Consider the following 23881-nt stretch of genomic DNA (forward strand, 5'->3'; position numbering starts at 1 on the left):
AGTAACATAAGTGCCCAGACAGCAGCATATAGGCAGGAGAGCAGCATGAACAATGAGTTTTGCCAACGATTAGGCATCCGCTATCCCATTATTCAGGCGCCTATGGCCGGTGTTTCGACACCAGAGCTGGCGGCAGCAGTCTCGAATGCCGGTGCTTTGGGCTCTATTGCTATTGGTGCCAGTAGCTGTGAACAGGCAAGAGCCATGATCCGCGCCACCAGGCTGCTTACCAGTCACTCCTTTAACGTCAATGTATTTTGTCATCAGCCTGCTGTTGCAAAATCTGACGTTGAGCAGCAATGGCTGGCGCATCTGGCTCCCTTTTTCGCCCGTTTTGCTGCATCAACACCTACAGCACTGCAAGAGATTTATTTAAGTTTTCTGGGCGCTACAGATGTACTACAGATGCTGCTGGAAGAAAAACCTGCAGTGGTCAGTTTTCACTTTGGCGTGCCAGACGCAGCTACAGTACAAGCCTTGCAACAAGCCGGTATTTACACTTTGGCTTGTGTGACTAATCCTGATGAATTACAGCAGGCTGAAGCTGCTGGCGTGGATGCCATAGTGGCTCAGGGCATAGAAGCGGGCGGTCACAGAGGGGTGTTTAATCCAAAGCAACCCGACTCACAACTTGATACTTTAACGCTACTGCAAACACTGAGCGGGCTCACTACTAAACCGCTGATTGCCGCTGGTGGCATTATGCATGGCAAAGCTATTAAACAGACGCTGGCCGCAGGTGCCAGTGCGGTGCAGCTGGGCACTGCCTTTTTACTCTGCCCTGAATCTGCCACTAACGCGCTGTACAGTGCGAAGCTGAAAAGCCCTTTGGCTAGCCAAACCCGCTTTACCAGCGTCATCTCAGGCCGAGCAGCCCGGGGTTTGCCTAATAGTTTTTATCAGGAAGTCGAAGTCAATGCACCGCCACTGCCCGACTACCCTATAACCTACGACGCAGCCAAAGCCCTGGTTGCTGCCGCAGCTAAACATGGCAGCGAGGATTTTACAGTGCAATGGGCCGGACAAGCTGCAGCTTTAGCGCGGGAGCTTCCGGCCGCAGCACTGATTGCCACGCTGGTGAAAGAGTGGCAACAGGCTTAGGTTTCTGCTGCAGGCTTTTATTGCTGTTGAGCCGCAGACAACTCAGCACGTTGCAGTGGTTTGCCTTTGAGGATCACCAGCTCTATTTGATCATAAGCAGTAACAGTCTGCAGCGGGTTGCTGCCAAGCAATAACAAATCGGCATCCAGCCCTGCTTTTACAAAACCAATCTCGCCTTCCATGCCTAAAGCTTTGGCATTACCACTGGTCATGGCGCTGAACAGCTGCGATAAACTCAAACCAGTTTCCAGCCAGCGATCCATTTCCCAACGACCATTGATGCCAGGAAACTGACTATAAAAAGGACCACTTGGCGTGTCGCTGCCAAACTGCAACACAGCTCCTCTTTGGTTTAAATCTGCCGTCATCTGGCGCACTGTCATCAGAGGTTGCTGATAAGCCTGTTTGATCTGCTGATACAGCTCTGCCGGATTTTGTGCTGGTGCAAAGTTGTCAGCCAGCTCCCTGTTCATCCACTGCCCTGCTTCAGTTTGATACCACTGGCTCAGTTGTTTTGGTATGGCATGCTGCACTTGTGGGTTTTGAAAAAATGCCGGATTCAGTAATTCCTGCTCACCATAAAGCACCTGAATGGTAGGCTGGACCGCTATATTGGCTTTCACCAGTAAATCGGCAATACGATTCAGTTTGCTGTGATTATGCTCTGGCTCTGCACCTTTATGGGTATGCCATAAACCATGCACTAGCGTATTTACTTTTGTGTCGAGCGCAAACTCATAAGCAGCCTGCGAATTGCCATGCAAAAACACGGGCAGTCCTTGTTGTTTAGCCTGTGTCACTACAGCTTCCATTAGCTTCACAGAAGGCACTGGTAAGTTACGTTGTGCACCAAAACCTGTTTCATAAAATACCTTGATACAACGGGCGCCCTGTTGTTTGGCTAAAGCCACCACAGCTTCTGGGCTATGATCTTCCTTGTTAAAACTGGCCGGATACACATCAGGCTGAACCGGGTCATACAACATGTATTGACTGCCCGTCAGTTGAAACTGGCCTTCTTTACCAAAAAACACCGCCGGATACCCATTAGGGATCACCACCGGGGCACAAAAATAGGCTTTGGGGCCTGCAGGTACGCTGTTCCAGTTGGCAATAAAATTCGCATCGCCAGTTAAATCCAGCACAGTGGTAAAACCAAAATAAGCATAACTGCGTGGCATCTGGGTTCTGGCTTGTTGCAGCATAGATTCATCTTTTGCATCATGGCCCTTGTAGCCAGGCACGCCATCTAAGTGCACATGGCTGTCAATCAACCCTGGGATCAGATACTTACCACTGGCATCAATCTGCTTGTCAGCCAGCCCAAGCTTTGTGCCAATAGCCTGAATTTTTCCGTTATTAATCAGCACATCCTGCGCAGCAGAAGCTTGTGGATTATTGCCAGTGCTGTCGCCACTGATGCCGTCACTAATAATGCTGACATTACGGATCAGCAAAGACTCGGCCAACACAGGGGCAGTAGCCATCAGCAAGCTCAAAACACTGAGACTGACAAAACGGCTTTTGGTAGAAATGAAAGAGTGGCGCATAAAAGTTTCCTGTTGTGATGAACTGCCAGCAACTTTGTGCTTTTCTGCAACGACGCTCGACTCAAAACAGGATCGAGGTCTTAAAAAACAGGTTTCAGGTCGTCTTAGTCAGGGCTATGATGAGGCATAATTTAAAAGGCAGATCAGATGCTTAGTTACATTACTTATATTCAGTCCGCTAATACTTTGCTTTGCCTGCTGTTAGCAGCGCAATTCTTGTTTATGACAGCACTAAGGCCCTGGCCTAAACGTCTGCTTGGCTTTAGCTATCTACTGTATGCCCATCAAAGTATTATGTTGATTGCTGTGCTGCATGGACAAGCCGGTGCCTTAGGCTTGCTGCGTCCTTTGGTGGCAATGTGGCTTGGGCCTTTGTTGTATCTGTATTTTTGCCTGGTGCAAAAACCCGATGCGCAACTGCGCTGGTCTGATGCTTTGCACTTTGTCGCCGGAACGCTGGTGTTTGTAATACTGCTCAGCAGCTCACTACTGATGGACTTCATAGACTTCGCCATCATGGCCAGTTTTATTTTGTACTTCCTGTTAATCGCTTTTCGGATGCGACAAGGAAAACAGGCCTTGCACCATCTGGGCACTTTGGCCTCCCCTGCGTATCGCTGGTTAGCTTGTCTGATGCTGATTGCCCTGATCAATATTGGCTGTGAAATAGCGGTGGTTCAGGAAATTCAGGCAGGTGTGAAACTGCAGGACTCGGTAGCCCTTTTTGTTTCGGGTTGCGCCTTTTTCCTGCTGAATATTGCCACCTTGCTGGCCGCTTTACAGCGCAGTAACTGGCTGGAATGGATGTATCTGCTTGGCTTACAACCTGAACAAAAAAGCTTAACTGCAGAAGAACAACAACGCGCCGCTGACATCATGCAACGTTTTGCACAGCTGGTAAGCAAAGAGCAGCTGTATAAACAGGAATTTGGTATTACCTTGCCGCAGGCTGCTAAAAAGTTACAGCTGCCAGCCCGCCAGTTATCCACTGCCATTAATCAACTGTACGGCCAGAGTTATTCGGTCTACCTGAATGATCAGCGCATCCATGAGGCCAAACGTTTATTGCTGGCTGAACCTGAGATGCCTGTGATTGAAGTGATGCAACAAGCCGGGTTCAGCAGTAAATCCAACTTTAATAAAGAGTTTTTGCGAGTGGTAGGTTTGTCACCTTCGGCCTTCAGACAAAGCAGCTCACAAGGCCAATAGCGCCGAATTAAGGGGCTTTATCCCGCTATGCTGGCATTCTGCCCCCTGAATTGCCTTGTATTTTGAGCTCTGCGCTACAATAGTGCTTGTCAGGCAGCGTTGATGTCTTCCAGCGTTCGCACGGGGAGTTTTCTACAGCGAATGTTTCAGCACTGCCTTAAGACATCTCAATCAAGCTCTACATGTTGTCCGGCTGCGCAGCAAGACGCTTTATTACAGAGCGGCATGTGGCTTACTTTTTAGCTAGTGGAGAACACCCATGGTAAATAAGACACGCACTGTGCTGTTAAGTCTGGTGATGACAGTCACTATGCTGCAGGCTCAGGCTGCAGAAACGAAAAAGGTCGATGTACTGCTGGTTGGCGGTGGCATTATGAGTGCAAGCCTCGGGATCTGGTTAAATGAACTGGAACCAGGCTGGTCGATGGAAATGGTTGAACGTCTCGACAATGTCGCTGAAGAAAGCTCAAACGGCTGGAATAACGCAGGTACTGGTCACTCAGCTTTGGCTGAACTGAATTACACACCTGAAGATAAAGATGGCAAGGTTAATATCAGCAAAGCCATTGAAATCAATGAAGCCTTTCAGGTGTCACGCCAGTTCTGGGCCTGGCAGGTGAAAAACAATGTACTGAAAAACCCAGAGTCTTTTATCAACTCCACCCCTCATATGAGTTTTGTTTGGGGTGATGACAATATTAAATTCCTGAAAAAACGTTATGACGCACTGAAAGCCAGCCCGCTGTTCAGCGGCATGATGTATTCAGAAGATCCAGAGCAAATTAAGCAATGGGTGCCGCTGATGATGGCTGGCCGTGATCCACAACAAAAACTGGCAGCCACCTGGAGCAGCTTAGGCACAGACGTGAACTTTGGCGAAATTACCCGCCAGTTTGTCAGCTATCTGCAAACTAAGTCTGAATTCTCGTTAAAACTATCAAGCGAAGTGCAGGAAATCAGCCGTAACGCCGATGGCAGCTGGCATGTGGAATATGAAAACCTAAAAGACGGCACAGTGACTGAAGTAAACGCTAAGTTCGTTTTTGTTGGTGCAGGTGGCGGTGCATTAAAACTGCTGCAAAAATCCGGTATTCCTGAAGCTGACGAATACGCAGGTTTCCCTGTCGGTGGTTCTTTCCTTGTGACTGAAAACGCCACTGTGGCACAACAACATATGGCCAAAGCTTATGGTATTGCTTCTGTTGGCGCTCCACCTATGTCAGTGCCACACCTGGATACCCGGGTGCTGGATGGCAAACGTGTGATTTTGTTTGGCCCCTTCGCGACCTTTTCTACCAAGTTTTTAAAAGAAGGCTCGTACTTTGACTTGCTGAGCAGCGTCACAACCCACAATATCTGGCCTATGACCAAAGTAGGTGTTGATCAGTATCCGTTAGTCGAATACTTGGCAGGCCAACTGATGCAGTCTGATGACGATCGTTTTGCCGCTTTACAGCAGTATTTCCCAGAAGCGAAAAAGCAAGACTGGCGTTTATGGCAGGCAGGTCAGCGCGTACAAATTATCAAACGTGATGAAGAAAAAGGTGGTGTATTAAAGCTGGGCACTGAAATTGTCGTCTCGGCAGATGCCAGTATTGCAGGCCTGCTTGGGGCATCGCCCGGTGCTTCTACTGCAGCACCTATCATGCTGACTGTCTTAGAAAAAGCCTTTAAAGATAAAGTAGCAACACCAGAGTGGCAGGCGAAAATCCGTCAAATAGTGCCAAGTTACGGCACTAAACTGAACGACTCACCTGAGCAGGTACAACAAAGCTGGAACTACACAGCAGAAGTTTTACAGCTGACACCACCTCCAGTGATTAATGCCGCCGCTATTCCGGCAGCAGTAAAAGACAAACCACTGGAAAGCAAAGCTGCCAGAGATATGGTGCTGTAATAGCACTTTATTAATGCTGGTCACGGGATTAGGTAGAAAAAAGGTCTCATTGCTGAGACCTTTTTTATTTAACCGGAGCTGACTTTTTGCTTAGTCTTCGTCCCACATATCATCGTCACTGGCCCAAAGCTTTAACAGCTCCGCCTGCCGGGCTAACTGCGTTGCTTGTTGTGGCAAATCCCCATTGAGTACCGGACTGCCAGTCCAGGCTGTGCCTTTCGCTGCAGCTGCTGCCAAAGCAGCCCATTTTTTGGCAAAGGCAGCTAAAGCTTCACGAGGCTCAGCACCATCTTCTGCACTTAAATAATCAAAAGCCACAGGCTGTGGCTGAACGCCAGTCGTATCACCGGCTAAAATCCAGTGCCCAACAAAACCCGGATCAGCCGGATCTTCCACTGCCCACAAACCAACATAAGGTGCGGCATACCATTCAGGCCAGTCACAAATGACACCATGTTGGATATTCTGCGCTTTTACATAAGCTTCAATAGCGGCAAACTGCGCATCACACCAGGCCCAGTCCTCTGCTTCATCCAAATTCATCGTCAAACGCTCTTGCTGGCTGAAAACAGCTATTTTCACCAAGTTAAAGCAAGGCAGCAAGCTTTGATTTCAAGTACACTCTGCGCCAGATTTAGTTGGGATACCCAAGATGACGGTTATAGATAATTTTGTTGCCCCAGCCTGTCATCAGCCTATTGAAACGCTGTATCAGGACCAACATATTCTGCTGATCAACAAACCGAGCGGCTTGTTAAGTTTGTCCGGTAAAAACCCGCTGAACCTCGACTCTGTGCACTACCGTTTAGCTCAAATTTATCCGCAAATCACCTTAATACACCGACTCGACTTGGGTACTTCAGGCGTTATGCTGCTGGCGTTAGATAAAACCACCAACTCTTTGTTAAGCCAGCAGTTTCAAGCCCGCACTGTAATAAAACGCTACCAAAGCATAGTGGCTGGCCATATAAAACAAGATAGCGGCATCATTGAAGCACCTATCAGTAAGGACAAAGCCTTATTTCCACGCTTAAAAGTTTGTTTTGACCAAGGCCAAAAAGCGCTTAGCCATTTTCAGGTGCTGGAACGATTAACCACGCCAGACCGAACCCGGCTGTTATTTACACCAGAAACAGGCCGCACTCACCAGCTTCGTATTCATAGCCAGTATCTGGGTCACCCTATGTTGGGCTGTGATTTATACGGCAACGACGAAACACAAGCTATGGCGCCACGGCTGTTGTTGCATGCGTCAGCATTGGAGTTTGATCATCCGGTAACAAGGCAGCGTATGACGATCAGCTGCCCTTGTCCGTTTTAGGTAAAGCCACAGACTAACTTAATAAACTAAGTAAAAATGCACCACAAAGTACTCCGGCCAAAAAAGTAGCGCAGAGTAACCACAAGGGGATAGGCTTTTTGCTGATATCAGAGCTAGCAACAGAAAGACCGACCTCACTCAACAGTGACTCTCTGTTGACCTCAAAGGCAGCAGCCAGTGCTTTACTGGTTTCCAACGAGGCTATGCCCTGCACTTCCACCCGCTGAATAGTTCGCAGGCTCAGATCACAAATGTCTGCCAGATGCTGCTGGGTCCAGCCTTTGTCTGTTCGCAACTGGCGAATCAATAAGAAGTTCAGTTGCATAACATTATCCTTTGAAAAGCATGGCCAGGCTGAATCCCACTACAGCACCAACCATACCCCACAGAAAAATCATCAGTAAGGCTTTCCACCCCGGTTGCCGTGCCCGCTGCATAATACGTTTCAAATCCCATTCATCGCTGTCTTTCTTCTCGCCATTAACCCAAAGCTCAATCACTACAGGACCACGTAAAATACTACCAATACGGATCTTAACTTCTATGGCTTGCCCTTTAATCTCAAAGGCATGGGTTGAGCTATAACGCCAACTGAGCTTTTTCGAGATCAGTTGATCATTAACAAATACCTGCTCTTGTCCGGTTAGAAAAGACGACTCTACACGTATACAATCTTCACCCAAATCAAAAAACGTGATAGCGCGGTCAGCTTGAATATTCATGGAAGTTTCTCCGTTAATTAAGTTCGGCCTCAGTACAGCACGACAGGCCAGAACCTCTGACGACTTTGCTATGACAGTCCAACATCTGTCAGCTGACACTATTATGACACTTATTAAAAATCAATAAGTTAACAGAAGATCATGGCTACAACTTATATCTCCCCTCCAAGAGTCATCAAGACGAGCGTCTTGCTAAGAAGGCAGCGTTTTCTGAAGATACAAAAGGATATTCTTTCTCTATCAGCCTTTCACCAAAAAACCAGAAGCCAGTAAATTAAATGCTTCCAGCGTTTTTGGCAGCATAGCCTGAGGATTAGCACTTGAGGCTAGCCAAAGTGCTGCATTTAAAGCGGCACCATTTAACAACATAGCGGCAGCTTCAGCATCGACTGGTTTAACTGTGCCATTTTCAATCAGCTGTTCAATGGTGCTTCTGGTCGATTGCAGGCATTTATTCTGGCTCGGCCATTGCGATGGGTCACCCAGCACAGAAGGGCCATCCAGCAATACAATACGTTGCACTTCAGGGTCCAGCGCCTTTTCTATATAAGCCGCGCCTTCAGCCAATAAACCTAACCAGGCATTCTCTGCTTTGGCGCCGACAGACTTCGCATAGTCAGCCATTTCAGAGTCAATTTGGTCCACCACAGCAGCAAGCAAACCACGTTTATCGCCAAAGTTATGGTACAACGCCCCCCGGGTTAACCCCGCTTCAGCAGTTAAGGTATCCATAGACGCCGCAGCGTAACCTTGTTCAGCAAAGGCCCGCCGTGCAGCAGTAATCAGCTTCTCACGGTTTTCCGCCATCTTTGTTAATCGGATACTCATTCGATACTCCTTTCACATACGCAATGTATGCCACTTGACATACGCAGCGTATGCGAGATATTCTACATACGCCTCGTATGTTAAACCAATTCAACATGCAGGACCATTAAAACTATCCGGATTGTGTTGTGCTACTGCGCATATCGGCAGCGTCGCAGCCAATCACCCATTAACAAAGAGAGCTATACCATGACTACAAAAGAAGTTATTTTCCCCGCCAACAGACATGCACTTTATGAAGAACATGGTTATTCAGCTGCAATTCGCTCTGGCGATCTGTTGTTTGTTTCCGGCCAGGTAGGCAGCCATGCTGACGGCAGCCCTGAAGCTGATTTCGAACTTCAGGTGGAGTTGGCCTTTGAGAATCTTAAAGCTACTTTGGCTGCAGCAGGTTGCGGTTTTGACGATATAGTCGATGTCACCACCTTTCATACCGATCCACAACATCAATTCGGCACCATTATGAAAGTAAAACAAAAGATCTTTGGTGCCCCACCTTATCCAAACTGGACAGCAGTGGGCGTTACCTGGTTATCAGGCTTTGATTTTGAGATTAAGGTGATTGCCCGCATTCCTGGCTAAGCAAGCTTAGGTGCACAAACGGCCAGCTACTAGTTGGTTGTTTGTAGCTGACATTGGGAGCCAGTCTTTGCAACCGAAGCTTCAGACTCACGGATTTGTTTCTGGCTATCCAGCAGATTGCTGTCATTCGGAGCGATTTTCAGCGCGGCTTCAATCAGTGTGGTTGCTTTAGCCTGGCAACCTTGTTCACTCAGCAGCACAGCGTAATTGTTCAGATAAGATATTTCCTGCTCCGCAAAAGGCAGGCCTTTTTCAAACCACTGTGCAGCCACTAAAGGCTGGCTTGAGAAGTAATGATTACCTAATAAAAAGTACGGTAACCAATAATCAGGCCATTGGCTTGTTGCGGTTTTAAGCGCTGTAATACCGCTATTAACCTGTTGAGTACTGAGTAAATCCTGACTGGCTTTGGTGTAAATAAAGGGTTCAAGCTGCGCACTACTTTTATCCGCGGGTAACATGGCTAAAAACCAGTAGTTGCCACGCGCCCAGGTGCGCTCAAAAGTAGAAAAGTTCAGACGGTGCGCTTCAGTCACCCCGGTATGCAAAATCACTTCTTTGCTTTGCAGGTCGTAGCCAATCACCACGGCATAATGCCACTGCGGCAGCCAGGCCAGAGAGTTGTTTTGTAGCACTATAACCGGAATGTTTTCAGCAACCAGGCTTAACAATTGGCTCATAGTACCGCGCTGCGCATAAGCGACCAGACCCAGTTGCCGTGTTGCAGCTGACATTTCAATTTGCAGAGTGCCTTGCAAACCCGAAATAAAGGTAGTGGGCGCTATAGTGGCAGGGTCTTTTTTAAGCCCATAAAAACCAGCAACTTCAGATAAGGTCGTCGGGCCGCAAAAATACTCTTGCTGCGGATAAAATGGCACGTGCGGGATCAGATGCGCAGAAGCGATAGCAGGAGGATCAGCCAGTAGTAGCTTGGTTTGTGGCGGCGTTTGGCAGCCGGTCAGTAAAATCAACAAGCCCGCCAAAAGGCAGGCCTGTCGTAGTAAAACCATCAAACTCACGAATTAAATTGGGTTGATAAAAGGGTAAACGTCCGTCAGACCCATTAAATCCGTGACAACCACAACCACCAGTACAGTAACCACGATACCAACAATACCGCCTGCAGGCATTTCGTTCATCTGACTATTCAGCGCACTAAGCTCTTCGGCAGTCATATTGGCGATACGTTGTTTTGCATCAGCAGGACTTACGCCCAGCTCAATGAGTTTATTCTGCACTTCTGCACTGTCTACATAAGACAATACTTGCTGCTTGTTGAAATTGAATTGTTGATTGGCGATAACCTGCTCTGAACTAAATACAGCAGCGCTAGCCTGGCTCATACCAAGAACTAACATTGGACACAGGATGCTGGCTTTTAAAAATTTATTCATCTTTATTTATCCTTAATTTGTTGTTTTTATGGAAAAAACTGTTTTTAGATAAAATTCAAAGCACTGACTAGCTAACCTTCATCTGACTTGAAGAGTAAAGCATTCGTCTGCTATGCGCAACAACGTGCAGAAAGCGCCGCCGTTCCAGATAAAGATGTAACAATAAAAATTTAGCGTTTTACGCACGGATCTCTGAATTCGGCTGTACCTCCGCGCTTGCATCTCTAACCCCCTTACAACCTGGAAAACGACTACAGCCGTAAAAGAAGTTGCCTGTATTGGGGCCTTTTCTAGCTTTTCTCAGTTGCATATCGCTGCCACATAATGGGCAACGTATGTCGGCTTTTAATTCAGATGTGGGTTCTTTGTTACGAATGGAATTGACCAGTAAGCGACCATCCACCAGCACTATAGATTTACCTTCGGCAAAACCTTTTGCATCCGGCGTAAATTCACCGCTGGTGACAACAATAGCGCCCGATGCTCCTTCTGCCATCATGACACCATAGAGCTCACGTACCACAGTGACAGGAACCTTGCTGGCTTTCCATAATTTGCACTGCACCAGATAAGTTTCAGCACCGTCTTTGACCCGCAAATCTACGCCACCATCTGCGCCAAAGCTGGTTTCAGCCACGCTGTAACCCAACTCCCTAAAGTACTGGCCTACCAGCAACTCAAAGTCGTGCCAGGACAAGGTACTGAATGGATCGGAGGATTCGGTGTTTCTTGCAGTAGCTAAAAGCTTTACTCTTTTACGCCGCGCAAAAAATGAAGCAACTGAGCCTGCAAGTAAAAAGAAGGGAAAAACAAAGCGGCCATAAAAGCCCAATGTCTGCAGGGCCTGATACTTCACACCCGACAATAACTGCTCTGCGTTCGTTGCTACAGGAATAGGCTGAGCCGCAAGCGAATCGAGATACCAGAACACAACAACAGCCAAGGTCACACCAACCCACCAGGGCAAAGCTGCGGCCATATTAAATAAGTCTTCCAACAAATTGGTTTTCTTTCTGCGAGCCATCAGCACTCCATGCTTCGTCACTACCACATGCCTTTTCGCTCGCTTGATTTGAAACGGCTAAAAAGCAAAATACGGGTACAGACTAAAGCCTTAGGTCGCTAAGTTCAAGCGGGTATTCTGAAAAGAAAGGACATTCAAAAAACAAAGGAGGCCTAACCTCCTTTGCTTCGCTAAAACGACAAACCAGCTTAGGTTCTGGTGATGGATGCGCCACCATCCACTAATGAAGCTGTGCCTGTAACAAAAGACGAGTCGTCCGATGCCAGATAAAGCACTGAACGGGCTAACTCTTCTGGTGTTGCGACTCGTTTTAATGCATGCAACTGAGTAACAAAAGCCTGAGATTCAGCATTATCATTCATGCCTCTGTACATAGGCGTATCAACAGCGCCTGGTAATACCGCATTCACCCGCACATTTTGTGGGCCAAACTCGGATGCTAAAGCCTGAGTTAAACCAATCAAGCCTGCTTTACTGGCGGCGTAAGCTGCAACACCAGGGAATGCAAAGCTATAACCGACAAAGGTAGAAGTGAAAATGATTGAACCACCGCCTTGTTTAATCATTTCAGGCACCTGATGTTTAGCGCCTAAAAATGCGCTGGTCAGATTGGTTTCCAAAGTTTCAGCAAAACCCAAAGCCGATACTTCTGTACTGGCGCCCATTTCGCCCAAAGTGCCGGCGTTGTTATAAGCGATATCCAAACGGCCATACTGACTGACAGCTAAAGCCACTAAAGCTTTGGCGTAGTCTTCAGAAATCACATCGCCTGCCAGTGCAACAGCTTCACCACCTTCCGCTTTAATTTCTGCTACTAAACTTGCCAGTTCGCTTTCACGACGCGCACCAACTACTACTTTTGCGCCTTCTCGGGCAAACAACAAAGCTGTTGCACGGCCAATACCTGAACTTGCGCCTGTGACAATAGCTACTTTTCCGGTTAATTTTTGCATGATCTATTCCTCAGTTTTAAGTTAAACAAGGTCACATGACCTGCTTGGCTGCTACTATAGTGAATAGCTTTTAGTAGATGAAGGCAGCGAATATAAAGCTATCATTCATTTTTTATGAACGAACTAATAAACAGAAGGCGCTGAAATGGACAGACTACGAGCGTACGAAATTTTTATGACTGTGGTGAGCAAAGGCAGCTTCAGTAAAGCAGCGGATCTGCTCGATACTTCGCCCGCCAATGTCACCCGCTATGTCAATGATCTTGAAGCCCATTTGGGCTGCAGACTACTGAACCGCAGCTCTCGTAAATTGTCGCTGACGGAAAGTGGCGAAGCGCTGTTTGAACGCTGCAAGTCGATACTGGCCGATGTGGCAGAAACTGAAGCCCTGGTGTCTTCAGCCGCTATGCAACCACGGGGTAGGCTTAGAATTAATGCGCCTTTAAGTTTTGGTATTTTGCATCTGGCGCCCTTATGGCCTGAATTTAGCCGTCGTTACCCAGAGCTGGAACTGGATATTTCGCTGGTTGACCGGGTGGTTGACATAGTAGAGGAAGGCTACGATTTGGTGATCCGTATTTCACGCGCGGGTTCGGTGAATCACGCAGCGCGTAAACTGGCCAGCTCGCATAATGTGTTATGTGCATCTCCTGCTTATCTGCAGCGACACGGCGCACCCCAGACACCCGACGATTTAAAAGAACATGAATGCATCACTTACACCTATTCGGGCGATGAATGGAATTTTACCGACAACAACGGCAAAACTCATCAGGTGAAAGTGAAAGGCAAGGTGCACACCAACAATGGCGATACGGTAAGAGCCTTGGCGCTTTGTGGCTCCGGTATTATCTGGCAGCCTACTTTTCTGATAGGCCCGGATTTAGCCTCCGGCGCTTTGGTGCCACTACTGCCAGACTACAAATTACCGGATATCGACGTACTGGCCATGTACCCAAGCCGACGGCATTTGAGTGTCAAAGTAAGGATGATGATCGACTTTCTGGTGGAAGCTTTTGCCGGAACTGCCCCCTGGGACAACAGAGGAAAATAGCGGGAAAAAATAAAAGGGCCTGATGGTACAGGCCCCTGGAATTTTACAATTGGCTCATGCCACCATCAGCAATCAGTTCTGTGCCGACAATAAAGGCCGAGTCAGACGACGACATAAACAGCACTGTTTTAGCCAGCTCTTCTGAGGTACCAAAACGGTTTAGCGGAATTTGGTCCTGAATAGCTTTTGCCATCTGCTCAAGCTGGGCAGCGTCCATCCCTAAACGGCCGTACAGTGGCGTGCTGACAGGACCAGGGCTGACTACATTCACCCGCACACCCAATGGCAACAGTTCTGCCGACAAAGTTTTAGCGAAGGAAATCAGCGCGGCTTTACTGGCTGCATACACAGAAGAAGAAGGCATGCCGATATGTGCATTAATAGAGCCGTTTAAGACAATGGCGGCGCCACGATTCAGCAGCGGCGTCAGCGCCTGTATGGTGAAAAACGCACCTTTGACATTGACGTTAAAGGTTTGGTCCCACAAAGCTTCATCTATATCCAGCAATGGGGCGAACTTTGCAACGCCAGCATTTACGAAAATGGCGTCCAGTTTAATGCCCTGCTCAGCCAAAGTACGGGCCAATTCGCCAGCCGCTTTAATATCACCCTGATCATTCTGTAAGGCTATGGTGTTTGCGCCTATCATGGTTTTCGCCTGGTCCAGCGTCGCCTGATCGCGGCCGGTGATCACAACACGAGCGCCCTCTTGAGCATATTGAATGGCTGTCGCCAAACCAATACCGCTGTTGCCACCTGTCACTAACACTGTTTTGTTGGTAAATCTGTTCATATGTAACTCCTGATTCTGTTGGGTTTAGCTTTAGCGTCTACTGTTGTGGACTGCGTTGCTTGTTAAAAAATCTACCCTACATGCGATGAGCAACTTAGGTCACAAGGCTAACTCGTAGGCAGTGAGTGAACTATAAACAGTCAGAACTTCTGAAACAAACCCACAACTATTGATGATCCGTTCAGCTTTTGTGAATGATGGGGAGGATATAGGCGTAGCCATTTTTGAAGCTATTGCTTACAGCTTCATCATTGCAACTACAGCAGCTTTTCAATAAGGTGAGGTAAATTAACTTGTTAGAACCACATTCTGGCTGCTAACTCAAGGACGACCACTTCATGCCTGCACCACAGTTACTGCGTAAAACCCTGATGTTCCTTGTGGTATGTAGCGCCTATACAGGAGCAGTGTTTGCAGCCAGTTCAGACTCAACCGCGCTAAATGAGAAAATCAGCCGTGTTGAACAAGGGCTTTCTACTTCAGTGGTTGTTAAAGGCGCATCAGCTAAAAAAATGCGGCTTGCAGATCGGATGCACTATCATCAGGTTCCTGCCGTAAGCATTGCGGTGGTGAACAATGGTCAACTTGAGTGGGCCCGTGCTTATGGGGTTAATGTTGTAGGAAAAGCAGAACACACCACGCCAACCACCTTATTTCAAACCGCCTCTATCAGCAAAGCCGTCAGCGCCATGGCGGCATTGCATCTGGTTGAACAAGGAAAACTTCAGCTGGATGGCGATGTAAACAACCAACTGAAAAGCTGGAAGCTGCCTGACAATGAATTCACTAAAGAGCATAAAGTCAGCCTGAGGCAGTTGCTGAACCACAGTGGTGGCGTCAATGTGCATGGTTTTCATGGCTATGAGATGACACAAACTGTGCCAAGCCTGCTGGCGGTGCTAAATGGTGATTCACCAGCGAACTCAGCAGCAGTTCGTGTTGAAGCAATACCAGGCACAAAGTGGAGCTATTCTGGTGGGGGTTACACCATCATCCAGTTGATGATGATGGAAGCCAGCAAACAGGATTTCCCGCAGCTATTACAAGATATAGTATTCACCCCTTTAGATATGCAGCACAGTCGCTTCGCAGCCCGCTTGCCACAGCAAGAGCGCAACAATGCGGCCGCAGGACATAACGGCAGTGGTGCAGCCATTACTGGATTGTGGCACCAAAACCCTGAGCTGGCAGCGGCTGGCATGTGGAGCACGCCTTCGGATTTAGCAAAAATTATTATTGAAGTGCAAAAGTCGGACGCAGGTACTTCAGACAAAATACTCTCCAGCCCAATGACCAAAACCATGTTAACCCGTGGCTTGGGTGAAACCGGACTTGGCTTTTTTGTCGAACAACAGCCAGACAGAACCAGCTTTAGCCACAGTGGCGGCAATGAAGGCTTTCGCACCTTGTTATTCGGCTACACAAAAACCGGCCAGGGTGCAGTAGTACTGACCAACAGCGACAATGGCAGCGCGTTAATTCAAGAGATATTTGCCAGTATTGCCGCCGAATACAACTGGCCCGATTTTAAGGTGGTACAAAAATCAACCATAGCGCCGGATGCCACACTAAACCAAAAGTTAGCAGGCGAATACCTGCTGTTAGATAAACCCGCTTCCATCATCTCCGAAGGCAACCGCCTGTATTTCCAGAGCAATTTAATCAGCTCCAAGCGCCTCGAACTGCACCGGGAAACCGAAACCAGCTTCTTTCTGACATCACCAGACGCCACAGTCCGCTTTGAAACTGATGCTAAAAATAAGGTGACGGGGTTTTCTTTGATTAAGGGGGTGAATACTTATAAAGCGGAGAGAGTTAAGTAAAGCATGGCATAGCGCGGAAACAAACATACGACTTTGAAACTTTGTTAAGCCTGAATATTTATCGTATATCGGGGGCACGTCTATGTATGAAACAAAACTAAATTTACTGCTGCCACGTTGCTTTGAGATGTACCAGTTTATGGCTGAGCACATTAGTCATTTGGAGCCAATGCCAGAGTTAAAGTACAGGTTGGCTTTTCAATCTGGTGTTTTATGTTTTGAGCATGGTTTAGCAACGTTGAAATTAATTACTGATGATCTGGCGTCCTCAGGCTTAGGTTTAATGCGTCTTCAGTACGAGAGTCTGATTCGTGGTATGTGGTTTATCTATGCTGCAAATGACGTGTGGTTTACAACTCTGAGTAAAGCACAAACTATAGGTCCCGAAGATCTCAGAAAGTTTGAAACACCAATTATCGCCCAGATGCTAAAAGACTTAGAGAATTCTGATGGACCAAAGCATATCCTTTCTCAGCTCAACGAATTCAAGGCAGTTACTAACTCTTCAATTAACAGCTTCACCCACAGTGGCTTGCTTTCTATTATCAGCTCAAGTAAGGGCTATGAACCAAAGTTGATCTATGATGCAATTCGAAACGCTAACGCTATCGCTGCAATGAACATTCAGATGATGTCACTACTCACAGGGAGCGACAACGCAATCGAACCTGTTCGAGGAATGCATCACAGATTTGTCGATTGTTTACCGATAATCCATTGATGGTCATTCAGTAAATCCCCTAATTCGAAGCGGAGCTTTCCAGTTAATCGAAAAAGGAAGTGATTTTACCGTGCATGCGAAATCCCCTTGGCGCCCGAATGACGAGAAATCCAGTCAGATAACTGAGTAGCAAACAGTACGAAAAGATCGAAAGCGCTATAGCCATAAATAGTACGATCTGTGCAGTTCATTTGATAACGGTCACTTTTGCAAGCTTGCTTTGGTCAAGACGAAATAAACGCGGAGAGCATGTAGTTGACCTTATAAAATTTATGTTGGATGGGGCTCAAAATACGAAATCGCTTCAAGAGTTTACGAAGCGGCAAACTCACCTGATAGAAAATTTTCTCACCTAGCACCTAGACCCAAGTCAACTAGCAGAACTGGCGGGCTGGGCCCGACCAGATGCCCACTGCGTAATGGGCGCACTAGTAAAGGATTGAGAGCTTTAGGATACAAGGTGAAAGTATGAGCTAGTGCAGATAAAAAAAATCGCTACTTCCCTTGAAAAAAGGGACAGGCCGACTAGCCTATATCTACGTCTGAGTATATAGACAAAATATGGTATTACCTGTCTCATTTGCAGTGCTACAAGGTTTAAATCTAGAGCTGCGTATAGCGTGAGCAACTGTGCAGGCTTTTCGACAATATGCTGACATGGAGGTAGTTATGTATAAAACAATTTTACTTACAATAATTGTATTGCTCTCAAACAATGCAGATGCGAAGCCTAAATATGTTAACCTCACGCATGAATCTACAGAATTCTACATAAACGATACAAATAAAAATTTATTTAAATTTTTAATAAAAGAAAAGAGAGAGATATCATTCATAGTTTCCGCGGTAAAGATAGATAAGACAAAAAAGACTGAAACATCTATATTGCCACCAACGCCTTTGAAGAGGCTGACCTATGATGGGAAAAATTTCACATCAGTTCAATCTTTTAATAATGACATTATCGAATCTGAATTTATAAATGACAATGAAAAAATAGTTGTGACATTCAACTACATATCAACAACTACTCCGCAAATGAATAACCTCATAACAACCCTGAGTAAGCTAACAGAGAGTCTTATACCAATAAAAAACATTGCCAATAGTAATATACCTTACAGTGAACTTTACGAAAACATACTATCTCTAGCCCTAACACCGCTAACTTCACCTAGCGACATCAAATCTACGTTTACATATGATATCAATACTGAATTTTCAGAAAAGGAGCTTCCATTCTATATAACAAAGGAATCCAGAAACACGCAAGATTATAGAAAATCAATTGCGACAACAAAGTTATTTATCAAAGAAAAGTCTCCTAGCGATATAGATTTTAAAGAACCTATAAAAAGGCTAGGAATATTAAGATTTGATGAAGAGAAAATTTTGGATAAAATGATTTCATCGATTGATCACAGAGAAAAACTAAAACAATGTCAGGAATTGAAAGGATTGCTTCAATCAAGATTTTCACAATCAAAAGTTAAAGATATTTTGGCTCTTTCAATAGATGAATCGAACTGGCCACAAGATTTAACAGCACACCCTTGTATAGATAAATATGAATCGCTTAACTATAACAAAGTTAATCAGTTGAAAAATATAACATTTTGCAGTGATGATATATGCATAAGATCTATTGAATCAGCATCATTAATTCAGAATGGAGGGCCATTGGAAGTGATTAAACGAATCACTAACAATAACAACTTCGAAGACGCAAACATTTGCGCTAAAAATTTAAAGGATGCAAAACTCTACATAAATAAAGAAACAATAAAGCAAGAATTCAAAAGCGACCATATGAATAGCTTCTCATTTGATTCATGCCTGTCTTTTGAAAACCGACGGGAAAAGTACAAGAGTACTATTTTCTGGGAAAAAGACGAGCGAGGCAATAATAGAGTTTTCAACTTTTATTGTGATCTAGTTCCGAATCAACCTTGCGACAATTCCTACTTGGATAAAAAAATCAACTTATAACATTCACCTTATTTTTTAATGAAAAGTATAAAAATTAAGTAATATTTTCACTACAGCTTTCAGGTTCAATAACTGCGAATTGATCTGACAGCTACCAGTTTCTTCAAGGTATCTGTCAGAGTTGATTCGAATTAGGTGATGATTATTTATTGAAAGTAGTTACGGCAATGTCTAGTGTTTTTTCAGGAAATTTGACAGTAGAAATTGGGGCTTGGTTTGACGAAAAATCTCATTTTTTCTTGAGCATCAAATGAATCATTGAAAATAATCTATGGAAAAGATATTCCACATGATCTACGTCAACTACAGCGGTCTGATTTATTTCAGAGTGACGAATGAGGTGACTATTTCCAATTGAATTCAACTCCTTTGCCTCAGCTTCTAGTCTAGAGCGCATGAATGGATCAGATGCTGTTGCATTCAATATTATCTGAACAGACTGCTTCTTATCTGCAGGATATGCTAAAGATTTTAATCGTTCCCAAGCATCCCATAGCCGTTCAAGTGCTTCTCTACGAATTAGTGGATTGGGTTCAGAAAACTTTATCCTGCTTTCCTCCAGCATATTATCGAGCGTTTTATCACCAGAATTGAAAGTTAGCCTTTTAAGCTCCTCTCCCAAAACCAAAGGTAGAAGTCTAATAATTCTACCTGTTTCGAGTAGCTCAAATCCTAAACCATTTCTAGAAAAAATTCGGTTCACACACTCTCTAAACTCGAATTGTCCTTCATACTGATCAAAACTTAGGTGATGGTGACTGAAGTATTCGTGATATTTGATAGGTATCGGTTTAGCCACGTTTTTATGAACAAACTCTATGAAATCTAATATTAGCAATGTGTCTGGAGCAAAAGGCTCGTCACGCGTAAAGAAATCATCGCCTTGTATTTGACGTGTAGTTTCAAGCGGCCAAGCTAAACCAGGCATTTCTGCGGTAACTGCCGCTTCCAATAACTTAGTGTCACACCCGCATATTGCTGAACCATCAGGACAACGCTCAGAAAATTTGAATCCTAACGAACCGTTATGAATCAACCCTTGAACTAGAGCTGTCACGCCACTCCATACTGTCGGTGATACTATCTGTTGAGTACGCGGTCTGGCGCCATTTTCTCTGTCACTGAAATAGTCGTTCATATATTAATACCGTAATTTTTAGAATATGTTGCTCAATCTAGATTCTGCACTTTAATAACAATTAAAATGCGTTTTTGGCATTTAATTATTTAAGTGCGAATTCGTTCACCTTCAGACGTATTTAAGTTCAATTTTTTTGCATTACAACAATCAGGAAAAATTGATTTTTATCTTCAGCTAATTTGTCATCAATTTTTTATTCAATGAAGCAAGCATTTCAGAGTGAGATTCTTGTCGCCGCAGACGAATACCATCTATTTCACTTTTCTTATTTTTCATATACTCAACTGCATCCCATTTCTTCATGTGATTACGTGGAATACGGTATGTTACTCTTAACTTATCAGTGATGTCTGCCGCTTTAATACCTAGCATTGAGTATTGATAGTGTCGCTCTTCAAAACCTTCATAAAAATCTGGAGGACTTGCTGCGTATTCAAAGGCTCCCTCTATAGAGTTGTCAGCATCCTTTATAAGGCTTGGGAAATAGAGTATTTCGTACATGAGTTTTGGAGGGAATGATTTCCAATTTACATCTTTCATTTCAATATCTAATTTAGGCGCTTTGACCTGTATGCGATGATAACCTTCTTCGTCAGTCTGGCCATGACATGTTCCGTCGTCACCAACAACATCAGCACAACCGTCAATATATGATTCAAATATGCAAATCATTCTTATTGCAAGGTATTCTGCTTCCTTTCGCATTGTACGGCGCGCTGTGAATACATCCTTAAAAAAGTTCAAAATAAAACCTAGCACAACACCAAATAATCCTATGACTACCTTTTCATCCATAAACTTGTCTCTTATAAAAAATTTATCCGCCTAGTAAATTAATAGCATAGATCGAGTTTTCGCTTCGTTCAGAAACAATTAATCCATCAATTATGAGTTTCAGCCAAACGTATTTACCATACCCTTTTCAGACTACCAGAATATAGGCTGCTGATAACATTTCGCACTACACTCCAGTTCTGCGAAGTGCCTGTACTGGCTAAATACAAGCTATTGGGATGCTGTTCATTAATTTGGTCCAGGATAGACATTAACGCTGAATTTCCTTTGATGCAATCTTGTGCGGTGAACAACTCTTGCTGCTGAATACCATGCTGATAGAAATCTGACAGCATCACACCCGCTATGGCGCAGCGATAGTTGTCTTTCCAGAGTTGCTCGATTAGTTTGCGACAAGTACACGCACACACTTAACTATCACTTCCGCCAGTGCATATTTCTATTTTTGCACATACCGCAAATTCATGTATGCCTGGCTTGGATAAGCAAGATATTTTCACTAGCTTAAATCGCAGAATAGCGTGGCTATCTAGACGATGTACATACAACCCAATATGGGGAGATTAACTTCGGTATTCCCTTCATTTATCGTTTCTTCGAGGGTTTGGCTAACCGCATTGGTCATATTCAGTATCCCAATATCATTCTCAACCAGCCATTTGTCTCGCATGTCTCTAGCAGCACTAGATAAGTATGGGTTACTAGCATCTCTGATACAGCGAACAAGCCTCTCAGCCTCTTGTAAGCAAACATATTCCATCCGTATTCTCCAGTCTTTACAGCAATTTTGTAACGAGTCTGTTGTCACGACTAACGGAAAACAATCAAAATAAAATTAAGTTGCTATAGCACACCTAGGTAATTAAATTTGCCTTTAGTAACGACTTGACGGCAGTCAAGCCGATTGATAAATTTAAAAAAGGTTCCAGATTTCCTCCCTGCCGCTCTGGGAAAAATCTTAAACGTTCAAATCAAACAATGTAACCTTTGTCAGCAAATGCAAGCGGCATGCTAAGAACGAGTTTTTATAAACTTGTTGGTTGACTCAATGTGAGGATTACACAATGTTTGCATATCAAGATGTTATTGACAGCGTTAAGGGTTTAGCCAATTCAGACAAAGTCAGAAAAGCTAGTCACTGCAAGTTACTTGAGTTTTACAGCAAGCAGCTTGGATTCCAAAGCTACAATCATTTGAAAGACTCTCTAGCGGGTATGCCATCCGAACAGCTTCTAAATGTCTCTTTAAAGCTCATGCGGAATATTTGCTCAATACGGACGCCAAGTATTGATTCCAGTTACTATGAATTTTGGGCATTTGATAACGATGAAATTGGCTACTATAGCTCTTGGATAGGCTGGGATTCGAATGGGAGAGAAGTACGCGCACCAAGAGCATTAGTTGCAAAGCCTACGGCAACCCAGTTACGACAACTCTATGAGCACCCAATCTATGTAGTGGAATCTGACAAAGAAATCATCTGCTGGAGACACAAGTGGAAAGGTACTGCGTTGATACCAGAAGCACTAGCCAAAGATTTTTTTAAGTGGTCATTCAATAAAAGAATAAAAGTCTCAAAAAATCCACCGATGGATCTCGTTAGGAAACATGCAAATGAATATATTCATAACATGATGTTTGAATAACATTGACCTAACAGAATTTCGGGGCTACTCAAAAAGCCCCTTTTAGTTCATACAGAGTAAGTGCGAGCGAGGGGCGCTGGTTAGCTTGAGCTAATACCGTTGAGCTGGCCTGATTGAGAATTTGTCGTTTTGTCAGCTCAGCAGTTTCTGCAGCATAATCCGCGTCTCTAATTCGGCTTCTGGCGGCTTGCAGATTTTCCCCGACATTCGAGATGTTCCTGATAGTGGATTAGAAGCGGTTTTGGGTTGCGCCAAGTTTTGCCCTTGCATCGCCAATCAACGCGATAGCGTTATCGATAATGGCGACGTTAGTTTCAAAAATGGTGTCTTCTTCATCGGCTGCAATTTCAAATTGAGGACGACCTATCTGTTCAGGTGACCGACCTGTTAGGGGGTTTATTTGCGAATGAACAGCTTATTAGCTGCTGTAATTAGGAGAGAGCAGTGTAGCTTTAAGAAGGTGACGACCATTAAGAAAACAAATGAGTGAAGTTGTAACGATATGACTGTTGTTGATTTTAGAGAAGTATTGGTGCCTAGGGTCGGACTCGAACCGACACGGAGTTTCCCCCGGCGGATTTTGAATCCGCTGCGTCTACCGATTTCGCCACCCAGGCATTGAGGGTCGTACAGAAGTAAACGCTTGCATTATACAAAGCGAATGGCGCGGCGCAAGCAAAAGTTTCAGTTGCTGGTGTGGTTGCGCATTTTTGCAGCAGTTTCGAAAAAACAAAGCTGCGTGATACACTTAGCGCAATTCTTAAGAGCTTATAAAAATCAGGACACACTGATGTATCACGAATCTCCAAAGGCGGGTTTGTTCCGCCGTTTAGCTGCCATTGTTTATGACGTGCTGATTTTAGCGGCGCTCTGGATGCTGGCTATGGGTCTGGCGTTGTTGCTAGTGACTATTCTAGATAAGCTGGGGGTGGTTTCGCTGGCGGCTTATCAGGATCAGGCTGATTTTATTCAGAAACATTCGATTTGGTTTCAGCTGTATTCGCTGTTGGTGTTTTTATGGTTTTACCTGTACTTCTGGGTCAAAGCCGGTCAAACCCTTGGCATGCGTGCCTGGCGTATCTTGTTGATACAACCCGATGGCTCGCCTGTGACGCTGAAACAAGCGCTGCTGCGTTTAGTGGTGTCTTTGTTAGGCTTGGGTAACTTCTGGTTGTGGATACGCTGGGATCAGGGTTTGGCACTGCAGGATCAAATCACCGACACCATAGTCGTGAAGCTGAGCAAAGAAGAAAGCAAAGAGTTGAATTTACATCGTAAAGCTGGTTAACTAAATTGGGGTCAGAGTAAAATTAATTGCCTGGCAATTAATTTTACTCT

At 45.1% G+C, this 23881-nt stretch carries 24 protein-coding genes, 1 tRNA gene and 1 pseudogene; 11 read left to right on the forward strand and 15 right to left on the reverse strand.

Going from position 1 to position 23881, the window contains the following annotated elements:
* Positions 1 to 45 precede the first annotated feature (45 nt).
* The gene (locus OM978_RS17590) at positions 46 to 1101 is read left to right on the forward strand and encodes an NAD(P)H-dependent flavin oxidoreductase (RefSeq protein ID WP_264343587.1); all 1056 of its coding nucleotides are present in this window, start codon (positions 46 to 48) and stop codon (positions 1099 to 1101) included.
* A 17-nt stretch (positions 1102 to 1118) separates the two neighbouring features.
* Here OM978_RS17590 and OM978_RS17595 read toward each other — a convergent pair whose 3' ends face one another.
* Positions 1119 to 2651: an amidohydrolase family protein gene (locus tag OM978_RS17595; RefSeq protein WP_264343588.1), complete on the reverse strand. Its 1533-nt coding sequence runs from the start codon at positions 2649 to 2651 to the stop codon at positions 1119 to 1121.
* A 147-nt stretch (positions 2652 to 2798) separates the two neighbouring features.
* On the opposite strand from OM978_RS17595, the gene OM978_RS17600 reads away from it, so the two are divergent.
* Together OM978_RS17600 and mqo are read left to right on the forward strand one after the other, a co-directional pair.
* A complete protein-coding gene (locus tag OM978_RS17600; protein ID WP_264343589.1) occupies positions 2799 to 3860 on the forward strand; it encodes an AraC family transcriptional regulator in 1062 nt (353 codons plus the stop codon).
* A 259-nt stretch (positions 3861 to 4119) separates the two neighbouring features.
* Positions 4120 to 5757 (forward strand): malate dehydrogenase (quinone), encoded by a 1638-nt coding sequence (gene mqo, locus OM978_RS17605; protein ID WP_264343590.1) that lies wholly within the window; start codon positions 4120 to 4122, stop codon positions 5755 to 5757.
* A 90-nt stretch (positions 5758 to 5847) separates the two neighbouring features.
* Here mqo and OM978_RS17610 read toward each other — a convergent pair whose 3' ends face one another.
* Positions 5848 to 6300: a DUF4826 family protein gene (locus tag OM978_RS17610; RefSeq protein ID WP_264343591.1), complete on the reverse strand. Its 453-nt coding sequence runs from the start codon at positions 6298 to 6300 to the stop codon at positions 5848 to 5850.
* Between the two features lie 109 nt (positions 6301 to 6409).
* Between OM978_RS17610 and OM978_RS17615 the strand changes: the two genes are divergently transcribed.
* Positions 6410 to 7078: an RluA family pseudouridine synthase gene (locus tag OM978_RS17615; RefSeq protein WP_264343592.1), complete on the forward strand. Its 669-nt coding sequence runs from the start codon at positions 6410 to 6412 to the stop codon at positions 7076 to 7078.
* 13 nt (positions 7079 to 7091) lie between these two features.
* Here OM978_RS17615 and OM978_RS17620 read toward each other — a convergent pair whose 3' ends face one another.
* The 3 genes from OM978_RS17620 to OM978_RS17630 form a co-directional block, all read right to left on the reverse strand.
* A complete protein-coding gene (locus OM978_RS17620) occupies positions 7092 to 7403 on the reverse strand; it encodes a helix-turn-helix domain-containing protein (RefSeq protein WP_264343593.1) in 312 nt (103 codons plus the stop codon).
* Positions 7404 to 7407: 4 nt separating this feature from the next.
* Positions 7408 to 7800, reverse strand: coding sequence for a hypothetical protein (locus tag OM978_RS17625; RefSeq protein ID WP_264343594.1), 393 nt, complete (start codon positions 7798 to 7800; stop codon positions 7408 to 7410).
* A 240-nt stretch (positions 7801 to 8040) separates the two neighbouring features.
* The gene (locus OM978_RS17630) at positions 8041 to 8628 is read right to left on the reverse strand and encodes a TetR/AcrR family transcriptional regulator (RefSeq protein ID WP_264343595.1); all 588 of its coding nucleotides are present in this window, start codon (positions 8626 to 8628) and stop codon (positions 8041 to 8043) included.
* 189 nt (positions 8629 to 8817) lie between these two features.
* Here OM978_RS17630 and OM978_RS17635 point away from each other — a divergent pair, with 189 nt between their 5' ends.
* The gene (locus tag OM978_RS17635; RefSeq protein WP_264343596.1) at positions 8818 to 9210 is read left to right on the forward strand and encodes a RidA family protein; all 393 of its coding nucleotides are present in this window, start codon (positions 8818 to 8820) and stop codon (positions 9208 to 9210) included.
* Between the two features lie 29 nt (positions 9211 to 9239).
* On the opposite strand, the gene OM978_RS17640 is transcribed toward OM978_RS17635, so the two are convergent.
* From OM978_RS17640 to OM978_RS17655, 4 genes are all read right to left on the reverse strand, one after another.
* Positions 9240 to 10220, reverse strand: coding sequence for a PA2778 family cysteine peptidase (locus OM978_RS17640; protein ID WP_264343597.1), 981 nt, complete (start codon positions 10218 to 10220; stop codon positions 9240 to 9242).
* A 12-nt stretch (positions 10221 to 10232) separates the two neighbouring features.
* Entirely contained in the window at positions 10233 to 10604 is a 372-nt protein-coding gene (locus tag OM978_RS17645) for a PA2779 family protein (protein ID WP_264343598.1), read from the reverse strand.
* Between the two features lie 178 nt (positions 10605 to 10782).
* Positions 10783 to 11628 carry a restriction endonuclease gene (locus OM978_RS17650; RefSeq protein WP_264343599.1) on the reverse strand — a complete coding sequence of 282 codons (846 nt, stop codon included), beginning with the start codon at positions 11626 to 11628 and terminating at the stop codon, positions 10783 to 10785.
* Positions 11629 to 11816: 188 nt separating this feature from the next.
* Positions 11817 to 12581: an SDR family oxidoreductase gene (locus tag OM978_RS17655; RefSeq protein WP_264343600.1), complete on the reverse strand. Its 765-nt coding sequence runs from the start codon at positions 12579 to 12581 to the stop codon at positions 11817 to 11819.
* Positions 12582 to 12726: 145 nt separating this feature from the next.
* On the opposite strand from OM978_RS17655, the gene OM978_RS17660 reads away from it, so the two are divergent.
* Positions 12727 to 13635 (forward strand): LysR family transcriptional regulator, encoded by a 909-nt coding sequence (locus OM978_RS17660; protein ID WP_264343601.1) that lies wholly within the window; start codon positions 12727 to 12729, stop codon positions 13633 to 13635.
* Positions 13636 to 13678: 43 nt separating this feature from the next.
* Here the strand turns inward: OM978_RS17660 and OM978_RS17665 are convergent, their stop codons facing one another.
* Positions 13679 to 14428 carry an SDR family oxidoreductase gene (locus OM978_RS17665; protein ID WP_264343602.1) on the reverse strand — a complete coding sequence of 250 codons (750 nt, stop codon included), beginning with the start codon at positions 14426 to 14428 and terminating at the stop codon, positions 13679 to 13681.
* A 338-nt stretch (positions 14429 to 14766) separates the two neighbouring features.
* On the opposite strand from OM978_RS17665, the gene OM978_RS17670 reads away from it, so the two are divergent.
* From OM978_RS17670 to OM978_RS17680, 3 genes are all read left to right on the forward strand, one after another.
* On the forward strand, positions 14767 to 16251 hold the full coding sequence (locus OM978_RS17670; RefSeq protein WP_264343603.1) for a serine hydrolase domain-containing protein: 1485 nt from the start codon (positions 14767 to 14769) through the stop codon (positions 16249 to 16251).
* Between the two features lie 82 nt (positions 16252 to 16333).
* Positions 16334 to 16972: a DUF6988 family protein gene (locus OM978_RS17675; protein ID WP_264343604.1), complete on the forward strand. Its 639-nt coding sequence runs from the start codon at positions 16334 to 16336 to the stop codon at positions 16970 to 16972.
* A 669-nt stretch (positions 16973 to 17641) separates the two neighbouring features.
* Positions 17642 to 18961 (forward strand): hypothetical protein, encoded by a 1320-nt coding sequence (locus OM978_RS17680; protein WP_264343605.1) that lies wholly within the window; start codon positions 17642 to 17644, stop codon positions 18959 to 18961.
* A gap of 229 nt (positions 18962 to 19190) precedes the next feature.
* Here OM978_RS17680 and OM978_RS17685 read toward each other — a convergent pair whose 3' ends face one another.
* The 3 genes from OM978_RS17685 to OM978_RS17695 form a co-directional block, all read right to left on the reverse strand.
* On the reverse strand, positions 19191 to 20099 hold the full coding sequence (locus tag OM978_RS17685) for an AbiJ-NTD4 domain-containing protein (protein WP_264343606.1): 909 nt from the start codon (positions 20097 to 20099) through the stop codon (positions 19191 to 19193).
* A 177-nt stretch (positions 20100 to 20276) separates the two neighbouring features.
* Entirely contained in the window at positions 20277 to 20897 is a 621-nt protein-coding gene (locus OM978_RS17690; protein WP_264343607.1) for a hypothetical protein, read from the reverse strand.
* Positions 20898 to 21010: 113 nt separating this feature from the next.
* Positions 21011 to 21307 carry a DUF4113 domain-containing protein gene (locus OM978_RS17695; RefSeq protein ID WP_264343608.1) on the reverse strand — a complete coding sequence of 99 codons (297 nt, stop codon included), beginning with the start codon at positions 21305 to 21307 and terminating at the stop codon, positions 21011 to 21013.
* Positions 21308 to 21961: 654 nt separating this feature from the next.
* On the opposite strand from OM978_RS17695, the gene OM978_RS17700 reads away from it, so the two are divergent.
* On the forward strand, positions 21962 to 22543 hold the full coding sequence (locus tag OM978_RS17700) for a hypothetical protein (RefSeq protein ID WP_264343609.1): 582 nt from the start codon (positions 21962 to 21964) through the stop codon (positions 22541 to 22543).
* A 28-nt stretch (positions 22544 to 22571) separates the two neighbouring features.
* Here the strand turns inward: OM978_RS17700 and OM978_RS17705 are convergent.
* Both OM978_RS17705 and OM978_RS17710 read right to left on the reverse strand, forming a co-directional pair.
* Positions 22572 to 22808, reverse strand: a pseudogene (locus OM978_RS17705) (flagellin); the annotation flags it as partial.
* Between the two features lie 265 nt (positions 22809 to 23073).
* Positions 23074 to 23160: transfer RNA gene (locus OM978_RS17710), tRNA-Leu, on the reverse strand.
* A 173-nt stretch (positions 23161 to 23333) separates the two neighbouring features.
* Between OM978_RS17710 and OM978_RS17715 the strand changes: the two genes are divergently transcribed.
* Positions 23334 to 23831 carry an RDD family protein gene (locus OM978_RS17715; protein WP_264343610.1) on the forward strand — a complete coding sequence of 166 codons (498 nt, stop codon included), beginning with the start codon at positions 23334 to 23336 and terminating at the stop codon, positions 23829 to 23831.
* Positions 23832 to 23881: the final 50 nt, after the last annotated feature.

Origin of the sequence: Rheinheimera sp. MM224 (assembly GCF_947090785.1) — a bacterium.
Taxonomy (GTDB): Bacteria; Pseudomonadota; Gammaproteobacteria; order Enterobacterales; family Alteromonadaceae; genus Pararheinheimera.